16 protein-coding genes and 1 other annotated feature are annotated in these 20,410 nt (G+C 38.7%); of the genes, 9 read left to right on the plus strand and 7 right to left on the minus strand.

Annotated features, from left to right (window positions below; all coding sequences use genetic code 11):
- Positions 1-147 precede the first annotated feature (147 nt).
- From BN1068_RS00570 to ccpA, 6 genes are all read left to right on the plus strand, one after another.
- The gene (locus BN1068_RS00570; RefSeq protein WP_254846679.1) at positions 148-2,697 is read left to right on the plus strand and encodes a DNA translocase FtsK; all 2,550 of its coding nucleotides are present in this window, start codon (positions 148-150) and stop codon (positions 2,695-2,697) included.
- Between the two features lie 812 nt (positions 2,698-3,509).
- Positions 3,510-4,805, plus strand: a complete 1,296-nt coding sequence (gene murC / locus BN1068_RS00575; protein WP_077600902.1) for a UDP-N-acetylmuramate--L-alanine ligase — start codon at positions 3,510-3,512, stop codon at positions 4,803-4,805.
- Between the two features lie 493 nt (positions 4,806-5,298).
- Positions 5,299-5,712 (plus strand): DUF948 domain-containing protein, encoded by a 414-nt coding sequence (locus tag BN1068_RS00580; RefSeq protein ID WP_077600903.1) that lies wholly within the window; start codon positions 5,299-5,301, stop codon positions 5,710-5,712.
- Positions 5,713-5,731: 19 nt separating this feature from the next.
- Positions 5,732-6,307, plus strand: a complete 576-nt coding sequence (locus BN1068_RS00585) for a YtxH domain-containing protein (RefSeq protein WP_077600904.1) — start codon at positions 5,732-5,734, stop codon at positions 6,305-6,307.
- 293 nt (positions 6,308-6,600) lie between these two features.
- Entirely contained in the window at positions 6,601-7,677 is a 1,077-nt protein-coding gene (locus BN1068_RS00590) for a bifunctional 3-deoxy-7-phosphoheptulonate synthase/chorismate mutase (protein ID WP_077600905.1), read from the plus strand.
- A 376-nt stretch (positions 7,678-8,053) separates the two neighbouring features.
- Positions 8,054-9,049 (plus strand): catabolite control protein A, encoded by a 996-nt coding sequence (gene ccpA, locus BN1068_RS00595; protein ID WP_077600906.1) that lies wholly within the window; start codon positions 8,054-8,056, stop codon positions 9,047-9,049.
- 108 nt (positions 9,050-9,157) lie between these two features.
- Here the strand turns inward: ccpA and BN1068_RS00600 are convergent, their stop codons facing one another.
- The 4 genes from BN1068_RS00600 to BN1068_RS00615 all read right to left on the minus strand — a co-directional run bounded on the left by BN1068_RS00600 (position 9,158) and on the right by BN1068_RS00615 (position 14,287).
- Positions 9,158-10,312, minus strand: coding sequence for an acetoin utilization protein AcuC (locus BN1068_RS00600; RefSeq protein ID WP_077600907.1), 1,155 nt, complete (start codon positions 10,310-10,312; stop codon positions 9,158-9,160).
- The gene (locus BN1068_RS00605) at positions 10,309-10,956 is read right to left on the minus strand and encodes an acetoin utilization AcuB family protein (RefSeq protein ID WP_077600908.1); all 648 of its coding nucleotides are present in this window, start codon (positions 10,954-10,956) and stop codon (positions 10,309-10,311) included. The genes BN1068_RS00600 and BN1068_RS00605 overlap by 4 nt, the downstream gene beginning before the upstream one ends.
- A gap of 29 nt (positions 10,957-10,985) precedes the next feature.
- On the minus strand, positions 10,986-11,618 hold the full coding sequence (locus BN1068_RS00610) for a GNAT family N-acetyltransferase (protein ID WP_077600909.1): 633 nt from the start codon (positions 11,616-11,618) through the stop codon (positions 10,986-10,988).
- 167 nt (positions 11,619-11,785) lie between these two features.
- Positions 11,786-14,287, minus strand: a complete 2,502-nt coding sequence (locus tag BN1068_RS00615) for a transglycosylase domain-containing protein (protein WP_077600910.1) — start codon at positions 14,285-14,287, stop codon at positions 11,786-11,788.
- A 125-nt stretch (positions 14,288-14,412) separates the two neighbouring features.
- Positions 14,413-14,634 (plus strand) — a binding site (T-box leader).
- Between the two features lie 99 nt (positions 14,635-14,733).
- Between BN1068_RS00615 and tyrS the strand changes: the two genes are divergently transcribed.
- Complete coding sequence (gene tyrS, locus BN1068_RS00620) at positions 14,734-16,011, plus strand: tyrosine--tRNA ligase (protein WP_077600911.1); 1,278 nt, start codon at positions 14,734-14,736, stop codon at positions 16,009-16,011.
- A 403-nt stretch (positions 16,012-16,414) separates the two neighbouring features.
- Here tyrS and BN1068_RS00625 read toward each other — a convergent pair whose 3' ends face one another.
- Complete coding sequence (locus tag BN1068_RS00625) at positions 16,415-17,272, minus strand: DegV family protein (RefSeq protein WP_077600912.1); 858 nt, start codon at positions 17,270-17,272, stop codon at positions 16,415-16,417.
- A 95-nt stretch (positions 17,273-17,367) separates the two neighbouring features.
- Between BN1068_RS00625 and BN1068_RS00630 the strand changes: the two genes are divergently transcribed.
- On the plus strand, positions 17,368-18,210 hold the full coding sequence (locus BN1068_RS00630; RefSeq protein WP_077600913.1) for a YitT family protein: 843 nt from the start codon (positions 17,368-17,370) through the stop codon (positions 18,208-18,210).
- Between the two features lie 15 nt (positions 18,211-18,225).
- Complete coding sequence (locus BN1068_RS00635) at positions 18,226-18,657, plus strand: putative periplasmic lipoprotein (RefSeq protein ID WP_077600914.1); 432 nt, start codon at positions 18,226-18,228, stop codon at positions 18,655-18,657.
- A gap of 415 nt (positions 18,658-19,072) precedes the next feature.
- Here the strand turns inward: BN1068_RS00635 and BN1068_RS00640 are convergent, their stop codons facing one another.
- The gene (locus tag BN1068_RS00640; protein WP_077600915.1) at positions 19,073-19,336 is read right to left on the minus strand and encodes a NifU N-terminal domain-containing protein; all 264 of its coding nucleotides are present in this window, start codon (positions 19,334-19,336) and stop codon (positions 19,073-19,075) included.
- 113 nt (positions 19,337-19,449) lie between these two features.
- Positions 19,450-20,292 carry a Cof-type HAD-IIB family hydrolase gene (locus BN1068_RS00645; protein ID WP_077600916.1) on the minus strand — a complete coding sequence of 281 codons (843 nt, stop codon included), beginning with the start codon at positions 20,290-20,292 and terminating at the stop codon, positions 19,450-19,452.
- Positions 20,293-20,410: the final 118 nt, after the last annotated feature.

Here is a 20,410-nt window from a genome sequence, read left to right on the forward strand (position 1 = left end):
TAAACGATACAAAAGGATAAGGAAAACAAAACAAATGTGTGCTTTGCTTATCTGGTAAATCTAAAGGGAATTTTATCGCAGGAATAATTTAAATACCTATTAAAAACTGCTAGAATGAACAGTATGAACAATTAAGGAAATGAGTGAATGCATATGTGGTGGGAGCAATGGAAAGAACGGCTCAAAAACATATTTACAAAAGAAGTGGAAGTTGAAGAATTAATTGAGGTTGAAGTGGAAGACTCTGAAAAACAACCAAATATCCAGACAAAAATGACATACCATTATCCTTCCGGACGAACATTTAAGTTTCCGGTAATTCCTGATACTGTTGATCAAAAGAAAGAACAGACAATTGATAAACAACCAAGCTACAAAAGAAGAAATCAAGAAATTGTACAGGAAAGAAGAGAAAGAAGACAAATCAGAGAAGGCATAGAAAATAGAGAGAACAGGCAAAGAAAAGAAACCATTTCAGATAAAAGCACAAAGAATCTCCGTACATTGCCAAATCAAAGAAGAAAAGAATCTGCGCTGCATACACGTAATAAATTGCAGGAAGAAAATAAACCGGGCAGGAAAGTCTATAAGAAAAATCCGGATGTTCCTTTTCAGCCGACGGAGGTTCCATCCCCGATTTACGGTTTTCAGTCAAGAGAGACTAAATTACTTCATGAAGTGCCTGCTTATCAAAGAAAAGAAGCGAAGTATCAAACAGATCATGAAACAGCAGCTACTTTAGAGGATACTGCTGTCCATTCTGAAGCACTGACGGAAGAGCAGGAAATACTGCTGTCTTCAAATAATGCAATATATCATTCTGAGGAAGAACAAACTGATTTATTGAAGGAAGAAAGTAAATCAGACAACTACCAGAAGGATAGTTCAGCAGAGGAAAAGGAATTAGAGCAAATAAAAGAAGACGAGCAGGAAGTCAGCACGGAAGAGGATACAGAAATAAAAGAAATAGCTGAGCGGGAAAAACCTTCAAGACAGGAAGAGAATGCCCAATCCCAAAAAAGGAATCCAATTCATACGACAGCCGGCAGCCAGACACCTGATTACAGTAGACAAACCAATACTGCAACGGCTTTTAATGTAATGATGACCCCGCGGGATAAAAAGAATTTACATGAACAGAAAAAACGTGAAGAAACATTTCAGCGATTGCAGGAAGCACATCAAAAGCGGGAAGGGGAGCTTCGTAAAGCTGAAGAAAAAATCAACAAAACACATGTTGAAAATACAGAACCGGCTAATACATTTACTGGCACGCCCCAAGAGCAAAAAACAAGAGATGTTCCTTTACATTTATTGAATGATCCCCCTGTTAAATCCACAGAGGAGGATGAAGAATGGCTGGAAGAGCAGCAAAATCTCCTGGAGGAAACGTTGAAGCATTTTCAGGTAAAGGCAAAGGTAGTCAAAGCAACACAGGGCCCGTCTGTAACACGCTTTGAGGTACAGCCGGAGATGGGCGTAAAGGTTAGTAAAATAAAAAATTTAGCAGACGATTTAAAATTAAATATGTCCGCGAAGGATATCCGGATTGAGGCACCTATTCCGGGTAAAAACACCGTTGGTATTGAGGTTCCTAACCTCCATCCTGAAACGGTTGGTATCCAGCGTATTATTGAATCTGATGATTTTAAAGACAGCCGCTCCCCGTTAAGTGTAGCTCTGGGCCTCACGATTGAAGGAATGCCTAAAGTAATTGACATTAATAAGATGCCGCATGGTTTGATTGCAGGGGCTACAGGATCCGGTAAAAGTGTCTGTATCAATACAATCCTGGTGAGCTTAATTTACAACGCCAGTCATGAGGATGTAAGGATTCTATTGATTGATCCGAAAATGGTTGAGCTTGCTCCATATAATGGTATACCTCATCTTGTTTCGCCTGTTATTACGGACGTCAAAGCTGCTACACAAAGTCTTAAATGGGCTGTAGCAGAAATGGAGGATCGTTATGACCGTTTTGTACATGAAGGTGTAAGAGATATAGGAAGGTATAACCAAAAAATGGTGCGCGAAGGAAGAACAGATAAAAAAATGCCGTTTATTGTTATTGTTATTGATGAATTAGCAGATTTGATGATGATGTCTCCGCAGGACGTGGAAGATGCTATCAGCAGAATCGCCCAGAAAGCAAGAGCATGCGGTATTCACCTTCTGCTTGCAACCCAACGCCCATCAGTGGATGTTATTACAGGCCTGATTAAAGCAAATATTCCTACAAGAATTGCATTCAGTGTATCTTCTCAAGTAGATTCTCGAACCATTATTGATTCCAGCGGTGCGGAAAAATTACTTGGAAGAGGGGATATGCTTCTTGTGGAGAATGGTGCCGGTAAAAGCGTCCGTTTACAGGGCCCGTTTGTATCCGATGAGGAAATAGAACGCGTTGCAAGCTATGCAAAATCAATGGCGGAGCCGCAGTATCTGTTTGAACAGGAAGAATTGTTAGAGCAAATACAGATAGATGAAGAAGAGGATGACCTCTTAGATGCCGCCATCGATTTTGTATTACAACAGAATAGTGCAAGCACGTCCTCCTTGCAAAGACATTTCAAAATAGGCTATAACCGTGCAGCGAGACTAATTGACTCACTGGAGCAAAGAGGAATTATTTCCGGGCAGAATGGCAGCCGTGCACGGGAGATTTTGATTACAAAAACACAGAGAGACAGTATGTAAGCTGTCTCTTCTTTCTTGGTGCAAAAAAGAGAAGTGAAAAAAGTTGCTATAATTCTTGAAAGTTACTAAAATATAAAGGGAGCTTTTCACGAAGGCAAGAAATTTTGAGGCAAAAGCACATATGATACATTATCTGTATAGAATGGGATATAGGAATCCATTTGTACAGAAACAGATATTTCTTTTTATAGAGGATGTTCAAAAAGTCCAATAAAAATGACACGGCGATAAGAGGATCTTCTACTAAAGGCGCCCACGTCGTGTGGGCAACGTAGAAGCCACCGCAACACGTGAGAAGTGCGTTGACGGGAGTTTTACAATGGGGCTGCGATTACTCGCCCCACCAAAAGCGTTACTCACGTATTTAAAAGCATAGAGAAACTTCTGTTAAGGCCGTCCACGTCCTGTGGACAACACAGAAGCCATCACATCCTGTGAAAGTCCGTTAGTAAAACTCCCGTCGCCTTGAACTTCTTGGTCCTATTCATCGGCCTTTTTGAACACACACTTATAGAAGATATTCAAAAAGCCCTCAAATGATAAGCACGTTAATCTTCCTGCTTCCAATTTGGGGCTTGCCCATCGAAAACCGTCGGAACTTTTTGTGCACGAACTTTTATTAAGAACGTTCCGTTTTCTTAAATTTGCTTTCAAAAGCTTTGAAATAAAAAATTTTGCTTTAAAATAAGTTATTTATTTGTTATAATCCATTGAATGGGACAGCGGCCACCCGCGCCCTGGAAAAATTGCTGATAATTATAGAAAAAATGACATGAAAATGAATAGATGAAAAAACGTTGGAGGTTCGTTTTATGACAACTTACCATTTTATAGGTATAAAAGGAACAGGAATGAGTGCTTTAGCACAAATTCTTCATGATTCAGGTGAGAAGGTACAGGGATCAGATATTGATAACCGTATCTTTACACAGGTATCTTTGGAAGAAAAAAATATCCCTATCTTTTCTTTCTCAAAGGATAATATTAAATCAGATTATACAATTATTGCCGGAAATGCTTTTCCGGAGGATCATGTTGAAATAAAAGAAGCAAAAGAGCAGGGATGTAAATTTTACTGGTATCATGAATTTTTAGGAGAATGGTTAAAACAATACACAAGTATTGCTGTTACAGGTGCACATGGGAAAACCACGACGACAGGGCTGTTATCGCATGTTTTAGAGAGTGCGTACCCTATCTCTTATTTAATTGGAGATGGGACAGGACGTGGACATGTTGACAGTAAATACTTTGCCTTTGAAGCATGTGAATACCGCAGACACTTTTTAAGCTATGAGCCGGACTATGCGATTATGACAAATATTGATTTTGATCATCCGGATTATTTTACAAGTTTAGAGGATGTTGTTGACGCTTTTCAATCAATGGCTGACCGGGTGAAAAAAGGAATTGTTGCCTGCGGCGATGATGAAGAACTGCAGGGTATACACACGAAGGTGCCAATTATTTATTATGGTTTTAATGAAACAAATGATTTTCAAGCGAAAAATGTTATAGAAACGGAACATGGTACAGAATTCGATGTGTTTGTTCGAAGCACCTACTATGAGCACTTCTTTATTCCTACATTTGGAAATCATACAGTTTTAAATTCACTAGCTGTTATAGCAATATGCCAATATGAAGGGCTTCCAGTGGAATGTATGAAAGAAATAAGTACGTTTAAAGGGGTTAAACGGCGCTTTACAGAGAAAGAAATCGGTTCTCAGGTTGTAGTGGATGATTATGCGCATCATCCTAAAGAGATTGCGGTAACGATTGAGACGGCTCGGAAAAAATATCCCCAAAAGCAGGTGGTTGCTATATTCCAGCCGCATACATTTACGCGGACAAAAACATTCCTGCAAGAGTTTGCAGATAGTCTGAACCAGGCGGATAAAGTATATCTATGTGATATTTTTGGATCTGCACGTGAACAATCCGGCCAATTAACCATTGAAGACTTACAAAATCTTATTCCTGAGAGTAATATTTTAAATTTAGAACATACAGAGGTTTTACAGGAATATAAGGACAGCGTGTTAATTTTTATGGGGGCAGGGGATATTCAAAAATTCCAAAAATCCTACGAAGAGACATTTGCATAATAAAAAAAGCAGTGAACTGGAGTTCGCTGCTTTTTTTATACGGAATTTTTTAATTGGATAGCAATATGAAGTGTATGGTATTCCTGATCAGAGCAATGGCTGATATAATATTCATGTTACACTTCAGCCAGTAAACAGGTTGATGTTGTATTTAAACAGAAAAATAAGATACAATAGGAATAAGGATTAAATCTTTTTAAGCGGAAATGTAGTTTATTTTTAGAAAATGCGGGGTAAGAATAAATTATGGTGCATATGAAAGCTGGTATGTTTGAAATATTACCGCTTTTTAAAAATGACCCTGCATCTATCATGACTACTCTAAAAGAGGTAATTAATTATCGTTTCCGGCAGAACAGGTGAAGCAGGGAATTTTATATTGTCCACTGGATGATACCCGCTGTCTGGACAAACCTCTTTAAGAAGTACATACTATCCCTTATAAAGCTTTTAACCGGCACAGACGAATAAGGAACAAAGGAGTGATATGTATATGGAAGTTATCCTCTATAGTGCACTGGCGATTGCCGTAGCTGCCTTGCTCATTTTAATGATTTATATGGTCATTTTATTAGTTAACACAAAAAAAACGATGGAAGAAGTTCTTCAAACTTTAGGTAAGATTGATCTTCAAGTGAAAGGGGTTGCCGGTGAAGCAACAGAGGTTGTTGAGAAATCAAAAGGACTGGTAGATGATTTAACTCATAAATCATCTCAACTTGATGGTTTAATTCAGGGAGCAAAGGGAATAGGTGATACAGTAGAGGACTTTAATAAGTCATTACAGCAATTATCTAATATTATTTCTAAGCACTCAAAAGAGGACCAGGAAAAAGCTGCACAAGCAGTTAAATGGGGCGCTTCGATCTTCGAATATTGGAATAAGCGCAAAACAAATTCTAATTAAATCTCAGGAGGTTATAAAGATGGCAGATAATCAAATTAACACGAAGGATTTTATTATAGGTACACTTGTGGGGAGCTTTGTAGGAGCTGCTACAGCTTTATTACTTGCACCAAAATCAGGGAAAGAACTTCGCGGAGATATTAATGAGGGAGCAATCCAAGTAAGAAACCGTGCAACCGAGTTAGCTGGAACGGCTCAGGAAAAAGGCTCAGAATTAAAAGACAAAGCATATTCGGCAACTTCTGATTTAACGAAAAAAGCTGTGGATGTAACTTCAGACTTGTCCAAAACAGTTGCGACAAAATCTCAGGAGCTTACAGAAAACGTAAAAAAGAAAACTGCTGATTTAAAAGATACAGTAGAAGATAAACTGAGCGATGTCCAGGATACTGCGGGAGATAAGCTGGATGATGCAAGAGAAAAAGCATCTGACTTAAAAGACGAAATATCAGATAAAATAGAAGATGTAAAAAAAGAGACTGCAGATAAAAAAGCAGAAGCAGAAGAAACAGTTTCTAAAAAAACAGCAGAAGTAAAAAAAGAAACAAAGCAGGCAGCTAATGAAGTGAAAAAAGAAGTAAATAAAAAATCATAATACTTAAAAAAACATTGACGGGTGCCCCGTCAATGTTTTTTTGAATAAATTTTCCAGGTGCAATAGTGCAGATCAATCGTTTCCACAGGGAAAACATATAGCATTTACAGGCTTAAAAAGTGGAAACACTCTTTAGCTTATTTCCAGATATACCAAAATAATAAGGCTTCTTTTTTCCGATTTTCTATAAGAATTAAAATTTTACATTAATTAAGTGGTGACAAATAGAAAAATCTTAGCTATAATGGTCTCTAATTATTCTAAATGATTAAGAGATTTGAGGAGAGTGTAAAATGAGTAATGAAATGGAGCAGTTAAGACAGCAAATGGACAAGGTTAATTTGGAAATACTAGAATTGATTAACAAGAGAGCAAGTATTAATCAAGAGATTGGTGACTTAAAAACCAAACAGAGTATTAAACGCTTTGATCCAGTGCGTGAGCGTGAAATGCTAGATAAAATTAAAAATAATAATAGTGGTCCTTTTCAAGATTCGACACTTGAACATATTTTTAAAGAAATCTTTAAAGCTAGTCTTGAGCTTCAGGAAGAAGATAACAGTAAAGCACTCTTAGTATCCAGAAAAAAACAGGCTGAAAATACAGTGGTTGATCTGAAGGGTGAAAAAGTTGGAGCCGGCGGAATCAGCTATGTATTTGGTCCATGTGCAGTAGAAGGATACGAGCAGGTAGCTGCTGTAGCTGCTTCTGTGAAAGAAAAAGGGTTAAAACTGCTTCGTGGTGGAGCGTTTAAGCCAAGAACCTCTCCATATGATTTCCAAGGACTTGGAATAGAAGGGTTAGAGATTCTGAAAAAAGTAGCAGATGAATATGATTTAGCTGTTATTAGTGAAATTGTAAATCCTGCTGATTTAGAAAAAGCAGTTGATTATATTGATGTTGTACAAATTGGCGCAAGAAACATGCAGAACTTTGAATTATTAAAGGCTGCTGGGGATGCCAGCAAGCCTGTACTGTTAAAACGCGGATTATCAGCAACGATTCAAGAATTCATCAATGCGGCAGAGTACATCATGTCCAGAGGAAACGGAAATATTATGCTATGTGAACGCGGAATTCGTACATACGAAAAAGCAACACGTAATACATTAGATATTTCTGCGGTACCTATTTTAAAACAGGAAACACATTTACCGGTATTCGTTGATGTTACGCATTCAACAGGCCGAAGAGATTTATTATTGCCTACTGCCAAAGCAGCAATCGCTGTTGGTGCAGATGGTGTTATGGCTGAGGTTCACCCAGACCCTGCGGTTGCATTGTCTGATTCAGCACAGCAAATGGACATTCCTACATTTGATCAATTCTTTAAAGAAATTAAAGATGTTGAAAATCGTTTGAAAAAATAATAAAGACTATTATAAAGACTACCTCAAAAATTAATGGTATAATTTCTGAGGTAGTTTTTATAATGCAAGAAAAGAGTATATCTATAAATAATGTAAAAGGTTTTCAAAGTTACAGGTTTGGATATAATAATAATAAGGTATGTTATACTAAGAGGATATCCAAAAAGTACCCAAATGATAAGCGGCGAATTTCTGCGTTGCCGTGACCTTCTTGCTTCTAATTTGAATACTTTTTGGACACTTACTTAAGTATATTTATGAAAACTTTCATTTTGTTTTCATGAAAGCTTTGTAATTTTTTTCATGGTAGCGTATGATATATAAATAGATGCAGCATTAGTTCTTGTATAAATTGAATTTTAGGAGGCAGATAAATATGACTGTTACAATTTATGATGTAGCAAGAGAGGCAAATGTTTCCATGGCAACTGTGTCGCGGGTTGTCAATGGAAATCCAAATGTAAAACCGACAACAAGAAAGAAAGTATTAGCAACGATTGAACAATTAGGATATCGTCCTAACGCAGTGGCACGTGGATTGGCAAGTAAGAAAACAACAACAATTGGTGCTATTATTCCCGATATATCTAATATTTTCTTTTCAGAGCTGGCCCGTGGAATAGAAGATATTGCAACGATGTATAAATATAATATTATTTTAAGCAGCTCTGATCAAAATAAGGATAAGGAAATAGAATTAATCAATACGATGCTTGAAAAACAGGTAGACGGTATTCTATTTATGGGCGGAAACATAACAGAAGAGCATATCCATCAGTTCCAGACAAGCTCTGTTCCGGTTGTACTGGCTTCTACGTATGATCCGACAGATACCATTCCTTCTGTTAATATTGATTATGAACTGGCTGCATATGAAGCTACGAAAACATTAATTGAGAAGACAAACCAGCTGCCCGCTTTAGTAGGAAGCCAGGCAGATACCAGTGTGAATACATTAAAAACAAATGGATATTTGCGTGCTTTGAAAGAGGCCGGTATGGAGCCGAATGAAGATTACATTTATAAAGGTTCCTATGCTTATTCAACCGGTATAGAAGCAATGGAGCACTTTTTGAAATTAGAGAACCGTCCGGCGTCTGTATTTGTTATGTATGATGAGATTGCTTTAGGTGTAATTCACGGTGCGCAGGATAATGGATTAAATGTACCTGAGGATATTGAGGTATTTGGATTTGATAATATCCGTTTAGCAAGCATGGTTCGCCCTAAGCTGACAACAGTTGTCCAGCCGACGTATGACATCGGAGCTGTTGGTATGAGACTTCTGACAAAGTATATGAATGACGAAGAAGTAGAAGAAAAGAATGTTGTATTGCCGCATCGTATGGAATTTAGAGATTCTACGAAATAAAGTATTCTATAATAAAGACAAAGCAGTTATGAGATGGTATCTGATAATCTGCTTTGTCTTTTACTATGTGTCATCTATAGTTGTTCTACACAATGAATGCTTATACAATCAAATAATAACCGTATATTTAAGCATATCCTCCAATAATAATTTATTTTTCTCCGTAATCTCTGCTTTTCTTGGAATGTTTGGCTGAATATCAGCACCATCCTGCCAGCTCTCGGGAAGAGTGACAGGAGATTCCTGCTGCCATTTTTTAAGCCATTTTTCAGGTAACGCTCCTTTGCATGCTATGCCTGTTTTCATCACATTCCATACCTGTCCCCAGGCACGCGGAACAACACGCCACATATCATAACCGCCGCCGCCGACAGCCAGCCATCTTCCATTGCAATACGTATCAGCGATTTCTGAGGCAATGGCAGGTATTCTTTCAAATGACTTCATGGTGCCGCAAAGATGTGTTAAAGGGTCGAGACAGTGGCTGTCAGCGCCGTTTTGTGTCACGATAATATCAGGCTGGAAGAAGGCAGCAATTTTCCGTAAAGCTGTTTCATACAGCTCTAAGAAAGATTCATCCTCTGTAAATGCATCAATAGGTAAATTAAAGCTGTAGCCATGTCCACTTTTTATTCCTCTTTCACTTACATTGCCCGTACCTGGAAAAAGATAGCGTCCCGTTTCATGGATTGAAAAAGTACAGACATTTGGATCATCATAAAAGCCCGACTGTACGCCATCACCATGATGGGCGTCTGTATCTACATAAAGGACTTTTAAATCCTCCTGCTCACGTAAATATTTAATGGCAATTGCACAATCATTATAAATACAGAATCCGGATGCTTTCCGCTGGAACCCGTGATGCAGCCCGCCGCCAATATTGGCTATTTTTTTATAATCTCCATTTAAAATTTTATCAACAGCTGTAAGAGTACCCCCGACTAATTGCGCGGAAGCCTGATGCATATTTGAAAAAATAGGAGTATCCTCTGTTCCCAAGCCATATTCCTGTGCCCGATCTTCCTTTAAATCCCCATTGCCTGCTCTTTTCACTGCTTCGATATAGGATGCATCATGAAAAAGTGCAATCTCGTCATCCGCAGCAATACGCGGCGTAATTAAATCCTCCGTTATTAATGTGGATTGCTCCTCCAGCAATTCTTTGGTAAGCAGGACCCTTTTATGATTAAATGGATGATCTGCTGAGAATTGATAATTTAAAAAATCTGGAGTATAGATAAAACCAGCCTTTTTTGTCATTTTTTCGGCTCCATAATATTATTTGGCCAGAGAAGCGTGTAACCGGCCTCCCGGAGATCATTAATAATTGGCATAGGATTTAATGTTTTGACACGAAAGACAAGTATTTTATAGTCAGGGTCTTTATAAGGATAAAGCAATACAGAAACAATATTTACGTTATGATTTCCGAAAACAGCCGCAACCCTTGGAAGCTCGCCGGGTTTATCTGGTACTTTTACTTCAATGAGAGAGCTCTGTTCATGTGTTCCGGTTAACTGGATTAATTTATAAAGCATATCTTTTTCTGTTACAACGCCGACAAGCTTATTTCGACTGACAACCGGCAGGCAGGCAATCTCTTTATCATAGAAAATATAAGCAATTTCTTCTACAAAATCCATTGGGTGAATGGTGATGACCGGACTTGTCATGATGGTCTGGATCTCTTTGTTAAGAATGTGGAAATCACTTGTATCCAAAAAAGTAGATGGACTTGCATCTCTGACATCACGATCAGAAACGATGCCAAGAATCTCCATATTGTCGTCAACGATAGTAATATGTCTAATTTTATGTTTTTCCAGCAGCTGCAGAGCTTCATTAATCGTTGCTGTTGGTGGAAGCGTTATCATATTTCTGTTCATTAATTCTTCAACCAGCATGGTAAAATCCCCCTTCAGTTATATCTCTTTTAATAATGGTTTACTCCTAAAAAACGCATCTTATCAAATAACTCAATCGATTTCTGTGGTACATTGCTTCCTATTCGGACCATTAAGCAGTTAGCAGGGTGGGAGTTGATCTCAGGCTCGTCAGTAGGGGCAGGAAGCAGACCGCCTGCAGCCATCATTTTTTCCATTACTTTACGATAATCCCAGATACTTAATTGACTGTAATCAAGGTCCCAATGCCAATAATATTCCGTTGAAATAACAATATAATTTTCCATATACGGATCCTGCATAGATTGACGGAGCAGCGTAGAACCAACACCGCCGCCACGGTATTTGCGGATTATTTCAATTGCGCCAAGCTCAATTAAATCCTCCATTTGAAATTTGGACCACCGTTCTAATGGATCAGGGTGCAAATAAGTCACATACCCGATAATCGTATCCGTAGTACGGGCGATTAAAATCCGTGCTTCTTTTAATTCGGAAATGTCTAAGAGAGCTTCAAATTGCTTATCAGCAGGACGAAATGCAGTTAATTCCTCATGAAAATGATATTGTTCCAATTGCTGGCGTGAAACAGGCCCTTCAATCGTTAATACTCCTGCATCTGTTTCTAAAAGGATTGAATCAAATTCCTTTGTATGTTTCATCCATTCACCACCTTTATGAAATACAAAATGCTCTTACTATCCATTATACAGAAAACAGTTACTTTTTTTTAGTATTTTTTGATAATTACAGGAAATGGATTACAAAAAACTTCAGGCTGCCAAAAAATCTTTTGACAGCCTGAGGTTTTACTTGAAATATAGTTTGGTTAATCGTCCTCATCGTTTGAGCTGGATGAGGACATACTGGCTGGAATTCCTATTTTCAACCATTTATCTGTTTCTGTTCTTGGGTAGAGCATCGAAAAGTCGCTCATATTATCATAGCCTTCTTCCCTAAGCCAGTCAGGGTTAAACATAATGCCATTACCTTTACTCATTGAATTTCCGTCATCGCTTGATTTAGGAACAAGTCTGCTTCCTTTTGTTAAACTGTTATCTTTTTCGGTCGGTACATAGCGGGAGTCAAATAAATCTGTTTTGACAAGCCCTACTTCTTTACATAAATCAGATGGAAGCTTCCCTGATACTGCGCAATAGCTTCGTTCCACAATACCGTCCGGCCGCTCAAATCGCTTCTCTGGTGTTACTAAGACCGGGTCGACCTTTGCAGAGGCATTAATTAATTCTGTCCACAGCTTCATGTTACGTTGACTGTATGTGAGATGGTAAGGATGATCAATCGGTGCCGGTTTTTCATAGCCAATCCAGGTGCCGAATGTGACATTTGGATTTGTCGCAACAAACCAGGCATCGTGATAGTCTTGAGATGTTCCGGTTTTTCCGGCCCAGTCAACATTTGTATTTTGAAGTTGGGAATTAAGATAACGGGCTGTTCCATTATCAATAACATCACGCATCATATCTACAGTCAGATAAGTCGTTTGCGGAGAAAAAACCTCCACAGGCTCTGTCTCATGCTCGTAAAGGACATCGCCCTCAGCGTTGGTAATTTTATCAATCATATAGGCATCTGCAAATTTTCCGTTATTACCAAATGTAGAAAAGGCATTGACATTTTCTTCTACCGACATACCATAGTCCATCGCTCCGATAGAGAGAGAAGGAATAGTATGATCACTTTCTGTTAAAGAAGTGACACCCATCTTTTCTAAATATTTAGCAGCGGGATCTTTATCAATGATCTTCAGATACGTATCTACAGCCGGAATATTATATGAATTTGCAAGCGCTGTGCGTGCAGAAACAATTCCGTAATTACCCCCGCCATAGTTTCTTATTGGAGGGCCTCCATCTGGATATGATTGCGGATAATCAGCGATAGGTGTTGCCGGCTGAAGAACACCTTCCTCCATTGCTGGCGCGTAGTCAAGCAATGGTTTAATCGTACTGCCGGGAGATCGTTTTGTATCGGTAGCAAAATTTACCTGGTGATCTTCATCAAATCCGCGGCCGCCGACAAATGAAAGAATTTTACCGGTATTATTTTCAACCATGATAGCCCCCGCCTGAATTGGCTGTGTTACTTCATATTCTTCCCCATCACTGTTTGTTGCAGTATAGGTTTGGGCATAACCATAGTCTGAATAATTTTGTGCAGCTTCTTCCATAGCATCATACATTTCTTTGTTAATGGTCGTATGAATTTGATAGCCGCCGTCACGCATTTCTTTTTCTGTGCGTTCTGCATACTCTTTCCTTAAATCATCATCTTCTGCTAAATCTTCCTCTGTTACGCCATCCTCTTCCATCAATAATCCCCGAATAATCTCTTTTGCCCGTTTTTCCACTTCATAGGTGACATAAGGGTATTGATCAGTGGAAGAAGGGACAGCATCAATAAAATCACCGGCAATATCATAATTTGCGGCTTCTTCCAATTCTTCGTCCGTTATATACTCCATATCATGCATGCGGTTTAAAACAGTTTTCATACGATTAATCCCAGGCTGTAAATCTTCCTCTGACTTCCGTTCACCTTCAGCTGTAAAAGGTGTATAAGAGGAAGGACCCTGTGGAAGCCCTGCCAGGTAAGCTGCCTGCGGAAGAGTCAGCTCGGAAGCATCGACACCAAAAATACCTTTGGATGCAGTTTGTATACCTGCAATATTACGACCGGATGAATTTCTTCCATAAGGGATAATATTTAAATAAGCTTCTATGATTTCGTCTTTTGTAAAATAATTTTCCAGCCGCATTGCTAATAATATTTCTTTGGCTTTTCGATCAAATGATACTTCATCCGTCAGAATCTGATTCTTAATAAGCTGCTGTGTGAGCGTACTTCCTCCAGTCTGTACAGAGGAGTTTAGAAATTCCTGCGCCGTTGCTCTTAAGATAGCTTTCGGCACAACACCTTCGTGCTCGTGAAAATACTCATCCTCTGTTGCGATAACAGCATTAACCAGTGTAGGGGAGATATTATCGAGCTTTACTTCCTCACGGTATAAATCACTTCTGATATCTCCTAAGTAAACATCATTTGCAAAATAAATACTGGACGTCTCAGAATAATTGTAAATATCCTCTGCCATTGATGCTTCACTTCTCAGCGGTTCATCATGGACCAGTGATGCAAAATATCCAAGTCCAATTCCACCGACAAAAATTCCGCCGATGACACCAATAATCATGACAAATAATACAATATTCCAAACAACGTCATATGTAATTCTTGATGCCTGCTGGAGAATGCCTTTTTTCCACCAGTTCTTTATTGTATTAAAAAAACGTTGCAGGTTTTCTTTCATAATCTACATTAGACCTCCTAATTCTACATTTATTATAACATAGAGAAAATGGAGTTTGGTAGTAAGACGATAAGAAAATAGTTGCATAGAAATGTTATTTATGCTATGAATAGTATCAGATAAATTATGAAGCATTGAAGGATCGGAGTAGCGTTGTGAATCCCTGTATCAGAGAACTGACGGTTGGTGCAAGTCAGTATACATTCACATGCGAATTACAATCTGGAGCATTTCTTCTTACGGGCTGTTTGTTCATAAGAAGAACGGTGTAAAACATCGTTAACAAACCTTAAGTGGCTGTATATACAGCAACAAGGGTGGTACCGCGAATCCAACTCGTCCCTTTCTTTTATGAGAGGAGACGGGTTTTTTTATTTTCTCTCTTTAAAAAGTGGATTTAACAGCAGGGGCTGCAGGTGTGACAAAAAAATCAAGGAGGAAGAATCATGAACATTTTACAAGACTTAGAAAACAGAGGATTAATTAATCAAGTTACTGATCGGGATGGATTAGAGAAGCATCTCGAAAATAATCAGGTAACATTATACTGTGGGTTTGACCCGACGGCAGACAGTCTGCATATTGGTCATCTGGTTCCTTTAACCATGCTGCGCAGATTTCAGCGGGCAGGACATAAACCGATTGCTTTAGTCGGCGGTGGAACAGGGATGATTGGGGATCCAAGCGGACGCTCAAGTGAACGCAGCCTGAATACAGAAGAGGTTGTTTTTGGTTTTACGGAAAGTATACAAAATCAAATTGCTAAAATCGTTGATATGGATGATACATCGAATGACAATCAGGTTATTTCCCGTAATAACCATGACTGGTTAGGGAATATGACAATTATTGATTTTCTTCGCGGTGCAGGAAAGCATTTTGGCATCAATTACATGCTGTCAAAGGATTCCGTTTCAGCAAGGCTTGCACAGGGTATTACATTTACTGAGTTCAGTTACATGATTCTGCAGTCTTTAGACTTTTTACGGCTGTACGAAGAAGAAAATTGTACACTGCAAATCGGCGGAAGTGATCAATGGGGTAATATTACTGCCGGACTGGAGCTGATCCGCCGCTCCAGAGAAAATCAAGGGGAAGCAGCAGAAGTGTTCGGCTTAACGGTACCTCTTATCACAACAGCAGATGGCGTGAAATTTGGGAAAACGGCAGGTAACGCAGTATGGTTAGATCCTAAAAAAACATCACCATATGAATTTTACCAGTTTTGGATTAATGTAGATGACCGTGATGTTATCCGTTTTATTAAATACTTTACTTTCCTGTCTGATGAAGAAATTGCAGAATTGGAAAAAGAGGTGGAAAATCAGCCGGAAAAACGCGTTGCCCAGCGGCGTCTGGCTGAGGAAATGACTCGCAGTATACATGATGAAGCTGCGCTGGTTCAGGCTCAAAAAATTTCTGAAGCATTATTCAGCGGAGATATAAAACAGTTGAATGTTACAGAGGTAGAACAGGCATTTAAAGATGTTCCTAATCATGATGTTTTGAAGGAGCCAGCCCGTCTGATTGACTTATTAGTAAATGCTTCTATTTCTTCATCCAAGCGTCAGGCAAGAGAAGATGTTAAAAACGGAGCTATTTACATCAATGGAGACCGTGTACAGGATTTGGATTACACTGTAGATGAAGCGGATCGTTTAGGAGATGTTTTCACAGTCATTCGCAGAGGAAAGAAAAAATACTTCTTGATTCGTTTTCAATAAAAGAGGTTATTAATAAAAATGAAAAAATAGATTTGACAGCAAAATAGTGTCAAATCTATTTTTCATCTATTATAGTGCGTGTTCAAAAAGTCCGATAAATAGGGCCCGTCGGCTAAGAACGCAACATCGTGTTACAACCCCGACACTAGCACGTCCTGTGCGTCGAAAGTTCAAGGCGACGAATATTTTACAAACGGACTTGCGCGTGTTGTGATGGCTTCTGTGTTGTCCACAAATGCTTTCGGTGGGACGAGTAATCGCAAAAGCCCTTCGATGGGGCGAGTAATCGCAGTCCCAGTCCCAGTCCCATTGGAAAATATTCGTCAACGAAGAAATTCGCCACGTCATCTTTATTGGATTTTTTGAACATCCTCTTATAGTGCATACAAGTCAGAATAAATTATCACTTATTGTAGAAGAATAAGGCCAGGGTTCCTGGACCTGAATGTGCACCAATCACAGATCCAACCATTTCTATAATAATATTCTCTTCTTTGACACCAAACTTGTCCTGTATCAATTTTGAAAGCTCCTGTGCACGAGGTAAATCATCACCATGGCTGATACCGATGATTTGGTTTTCTAAATGATTACCTCGCTTGTCCATTACCTCAATCATTCGCTTAAGTACTTTCTTAGTACCGCGAATTTTTTCTAAAGGAATGAGTTTTCCATCTGCAACATGCAGGAGGGGCTTGATATTTAATAAGCCTCCGACTAAAGCTGCGGTCTTGCTGACACGGCCTCCGCGATATAGATACTCTAAATCGTCTACGGTAAATATATGCTCCATACGTGCAGCATTTTTATCGGTTTGCTCAATAAGCTCGTCAAAGGAGATATTCTGCAGGGCCATTTTTGCAGCTTCTAATACTACTAAGCCAAGCCCCAGTGATGCACATTTGGAATCAATAATATGTAGCTGTGCTTTTGGATAGTCTTCTTTAATTTCCTGCTCAACAATCTTTGCAGCTTGGTAGGTTCCCGATAATTCTGATGAAAAAGCGACATAAAGCAAAGGTTTATCCGCTTCAGCATAGGAAGTGAAAATTTCTTTAAACTGATTGACAGATGCCTGGGATGTTTTTGGAGTCTTGCCTTTCCGCATAGCATCATAGATTGTTTTTGGACTAATATCGATACTGTCCCGGTAGTCTTTTTCGTTTAGATGAACAGTTAATGGTATCATTTCAATATTATATTCGTTATAATAATGTTCGGATAAATCGCATGCGCTGTCAGCTAGAATCGTGATTGACATTTTAATCACATCCATTTCTCTAAAATGTGTTTTGTATATCAAGTTTACGTTTAATTGAATGTTTAGTCAAAAAATTTAATAAAGGAGGCTGTTTTGTGTTTTATATTGAAGCAAAAAGGATAAGTATTGTTATAATTGGTGCATTATTAAATGCTATTTCTTTAAACTTTTTCCTTATTGGAGCAAATGTTTATGCCAGTGGATTTACAGGAGCAGCCCAGCTATTATCCAGTATTTTTAATGATTTCTTAGGTATTGGTCTGTCTACAGGTATTTTACTGGCTCTTTTAAATATCCCTGTCCTTATTCTAGGCTGGGTAAAGGTTGGAAAGGGATTTACCATTTATAGTGTGATATCCGTTTTTTTCTCAACACTTTTTTTAGAAATCCTGCCGCTGGTTTCGATTTCTAATGATATTATATTAAACGCTGTTTTTGGAGGCGTTATTGCAGGTATTGGTGTTGGAATAACATTAAAAGCCGGAGCTTCTACCGGTGGTATGGACATTGTTGCAATGATATTATCCCGTCTGAAAGATAAACCGATTGGAACTTATTTTTTGATTATGAATTCCTTGATTATTGTTATAGCTGGTATTATGTACGAGCCTGAAAATGCCTTGTACACGATGCTGACTCTTTATGTAACTACCCGTGTGATTGATACAATTCATACCCGTTATGAGAAGGTCACGGCGATGATTGTTACAAAGAAAACAGATGAGCTTCAAAAAGCTATACACGATAAGATGATAAGAGGAATTACGATTTTACCTGCAAAGGGAGCTTATACAAAAACAGATAAAAGTCTTATGTACCTTGTTATTACAAGGTATGAATTGTATGATTTAGAAAGAATAATTAATGAGGTGGATCCGGAGGCATTTACAAACATTGTAGAAACTGCCGGAATTTATGGTTTCTTTAGAAAAGATTAAAAAGGTGTGTTTGACATGAAACGTTGGTATGTTGTTATTGCCGCTGCAGTGCTGCTGGCAGGCTGCGGCAATAGAGAAGAAGAAGTTATTGAACCGGCCGGCCCCGAAGATAGTGCAGAAACAGAGAATCAGACCACGGATGCAGTGAGGTTTCAGGAAATTGATGTTACAGCAGAAGGGGAACAATTCCATATTATTGGTCAGGTGAAAACTTCAGCAGATGTTTTTTTCTACAGAATTGAGCAGGGTGGAGAAATTATTCAAGAGGAAGAAAGAGTTAAGCTTGAAGGGGAGGATCCAGAGGCCTTTCGAAGCTTTGAAATCATGGAGACTTTTTCAGGTGATATATTAGAGCATGAGGAGCCGCCAATTGTAATTATGTATGGAAAAAATGAAGATAATAAAGAAATTAACTCAAATTTTGTACCAATAGATACAGAACAGTAATCTGTAGAATACATATTTGTCTGACCTGAGATAAGGGGCCCGAATGATTAGACAATTCTTTAGAAATTGTGCATCATTCGGGCTTTTTTCAGTAAACAGCTTGCAGTTTAAAATGAATGAGAAACAAAAGCGCAGAGCGCCTGCTTAAAAACGTAGAGATTGGAGCGGCGCAACTGAGATAAAGAAAACATGCCCCTTTAGGGGTATGCCGACGTTAGGCTTCAGCCTGCTTTCAGTCGGCCTTCCTTTACTTTAAACCGATGTTGACTTATCGTAGGGCGTGACGTGAAATCTCTAAAGTTTGGCGCTCGGAGCTGGACGCGGCTGTTTTTCTATAAATAGTTATACACAAGGCAATAATTCTATAATTTCCTGGACAGTAAAAAAGAAGAGGCGGGACAGCTCCCGGCCTCTTTTAATAACCAAATTTCACAAATAATTCTTCCACCTTCGGGTTAATATTTTCCCAGTCTGCGTCGAAGTGTTTGTTAACGGTAATAAAATTTTGGTAACCAAATACATTATCAACGTCTTCAAGTTTCATTAATTCATTTAATATTTCATGTTCACTGACATCGCCGGGCATAACAGAAATACTGTTTGTCCCAGAAAAAATAACCTTATCCGATGTATATTTCATTGCGTTTGGATTCGGTGTGGGGGAAATATGTACTGCCATGTGAGTACCTCCTCATGTAATTGTTCATAAGTTCATATTAACAGAAAATCTATAAGAGATAAAGAAAGGAAGGCTGCCTATATTTTGAATGGCGTCCTTCCATATAAAAATGATCAAATAATAATTTTTTTCATTTCAAGATTTAAATATTCCTCTAAGAATACGCTGATGCCATCTTCTTCATTGGTTAAGGTTTGATGCTTGGAAACAGAGACAAGTTCGTCAATAGCATTCCCCATTGAAACCCCGACACCGGCATAATCAATCATTTCTAAATCATTATCCTCGTCACCAAAAGCGATAATATTTTCCCGTGCGATATTATATTCGTCTGCAATACGTTTGAGGCCAACCGCTTTATTCATCCCTTTTTTGATGATTTCAATTATGTTCCAGGGTGCGCCCCATTTACGATGCTCAATGACTTCAGCATGATAATCATTTAAATGGTCCCGCAGCTCCTGCACCTGTGAAACATCCGGATGAATTAGAACCGACGTAGGATCATGTTGTAATTTTGACTTAATATCACCGATAATATAAGGAGATTCCTCAGGGAAGCCTTTAAAGATAGTCATAATATCTTCACTGTATTGGTCTAAATAAACCTGATCCTGTACTTCCGCTAATATATTTTTCACTTCGATATCGTTGGAAATGTCAATAATCCGATGGGCAGTAGTCAGGGGCATCGGGGTGTGAATACCTTTCCAGCCGGTATCCAAAGGATGGTGTACAAGCGCTCCGTTGAAATTTACCATGGGCGTTTTTAATTGGAGTTCCTGATAGTACTGAATACTGGCACGGCCGGGTCTTCCTGTGGCAATAACGACAATGTGGCCGGCTTCTATCGCTTGGAATACCGCCTGTTTATTTCTTGCGCTTATTTTCTTATCATCTGTCAATAACGTACCGTCTAAATCGAGTGCGATTAAGTGTCTGTTTTTATTTTCCATTCTGTCACCTCTCATTATGGTTTGACCGCAGTGTAACTGGCTATATGACTCCCGCTTCAAGAATAGAGAAGAAATGAAAATTCTTAGCGGGAGATCTAACAGCCAGTAACGGCCCGAT

It is taken from the genome of Oceanobacillus sojae (genome assembly GCF_900162665.1).
Taxonomy (GTDB): Bacteria; Bacillota; Bacilli; order Bacillales; family Amphibacillaceae; genus Oceanobacillus; species Oceanobacillus sojae_A.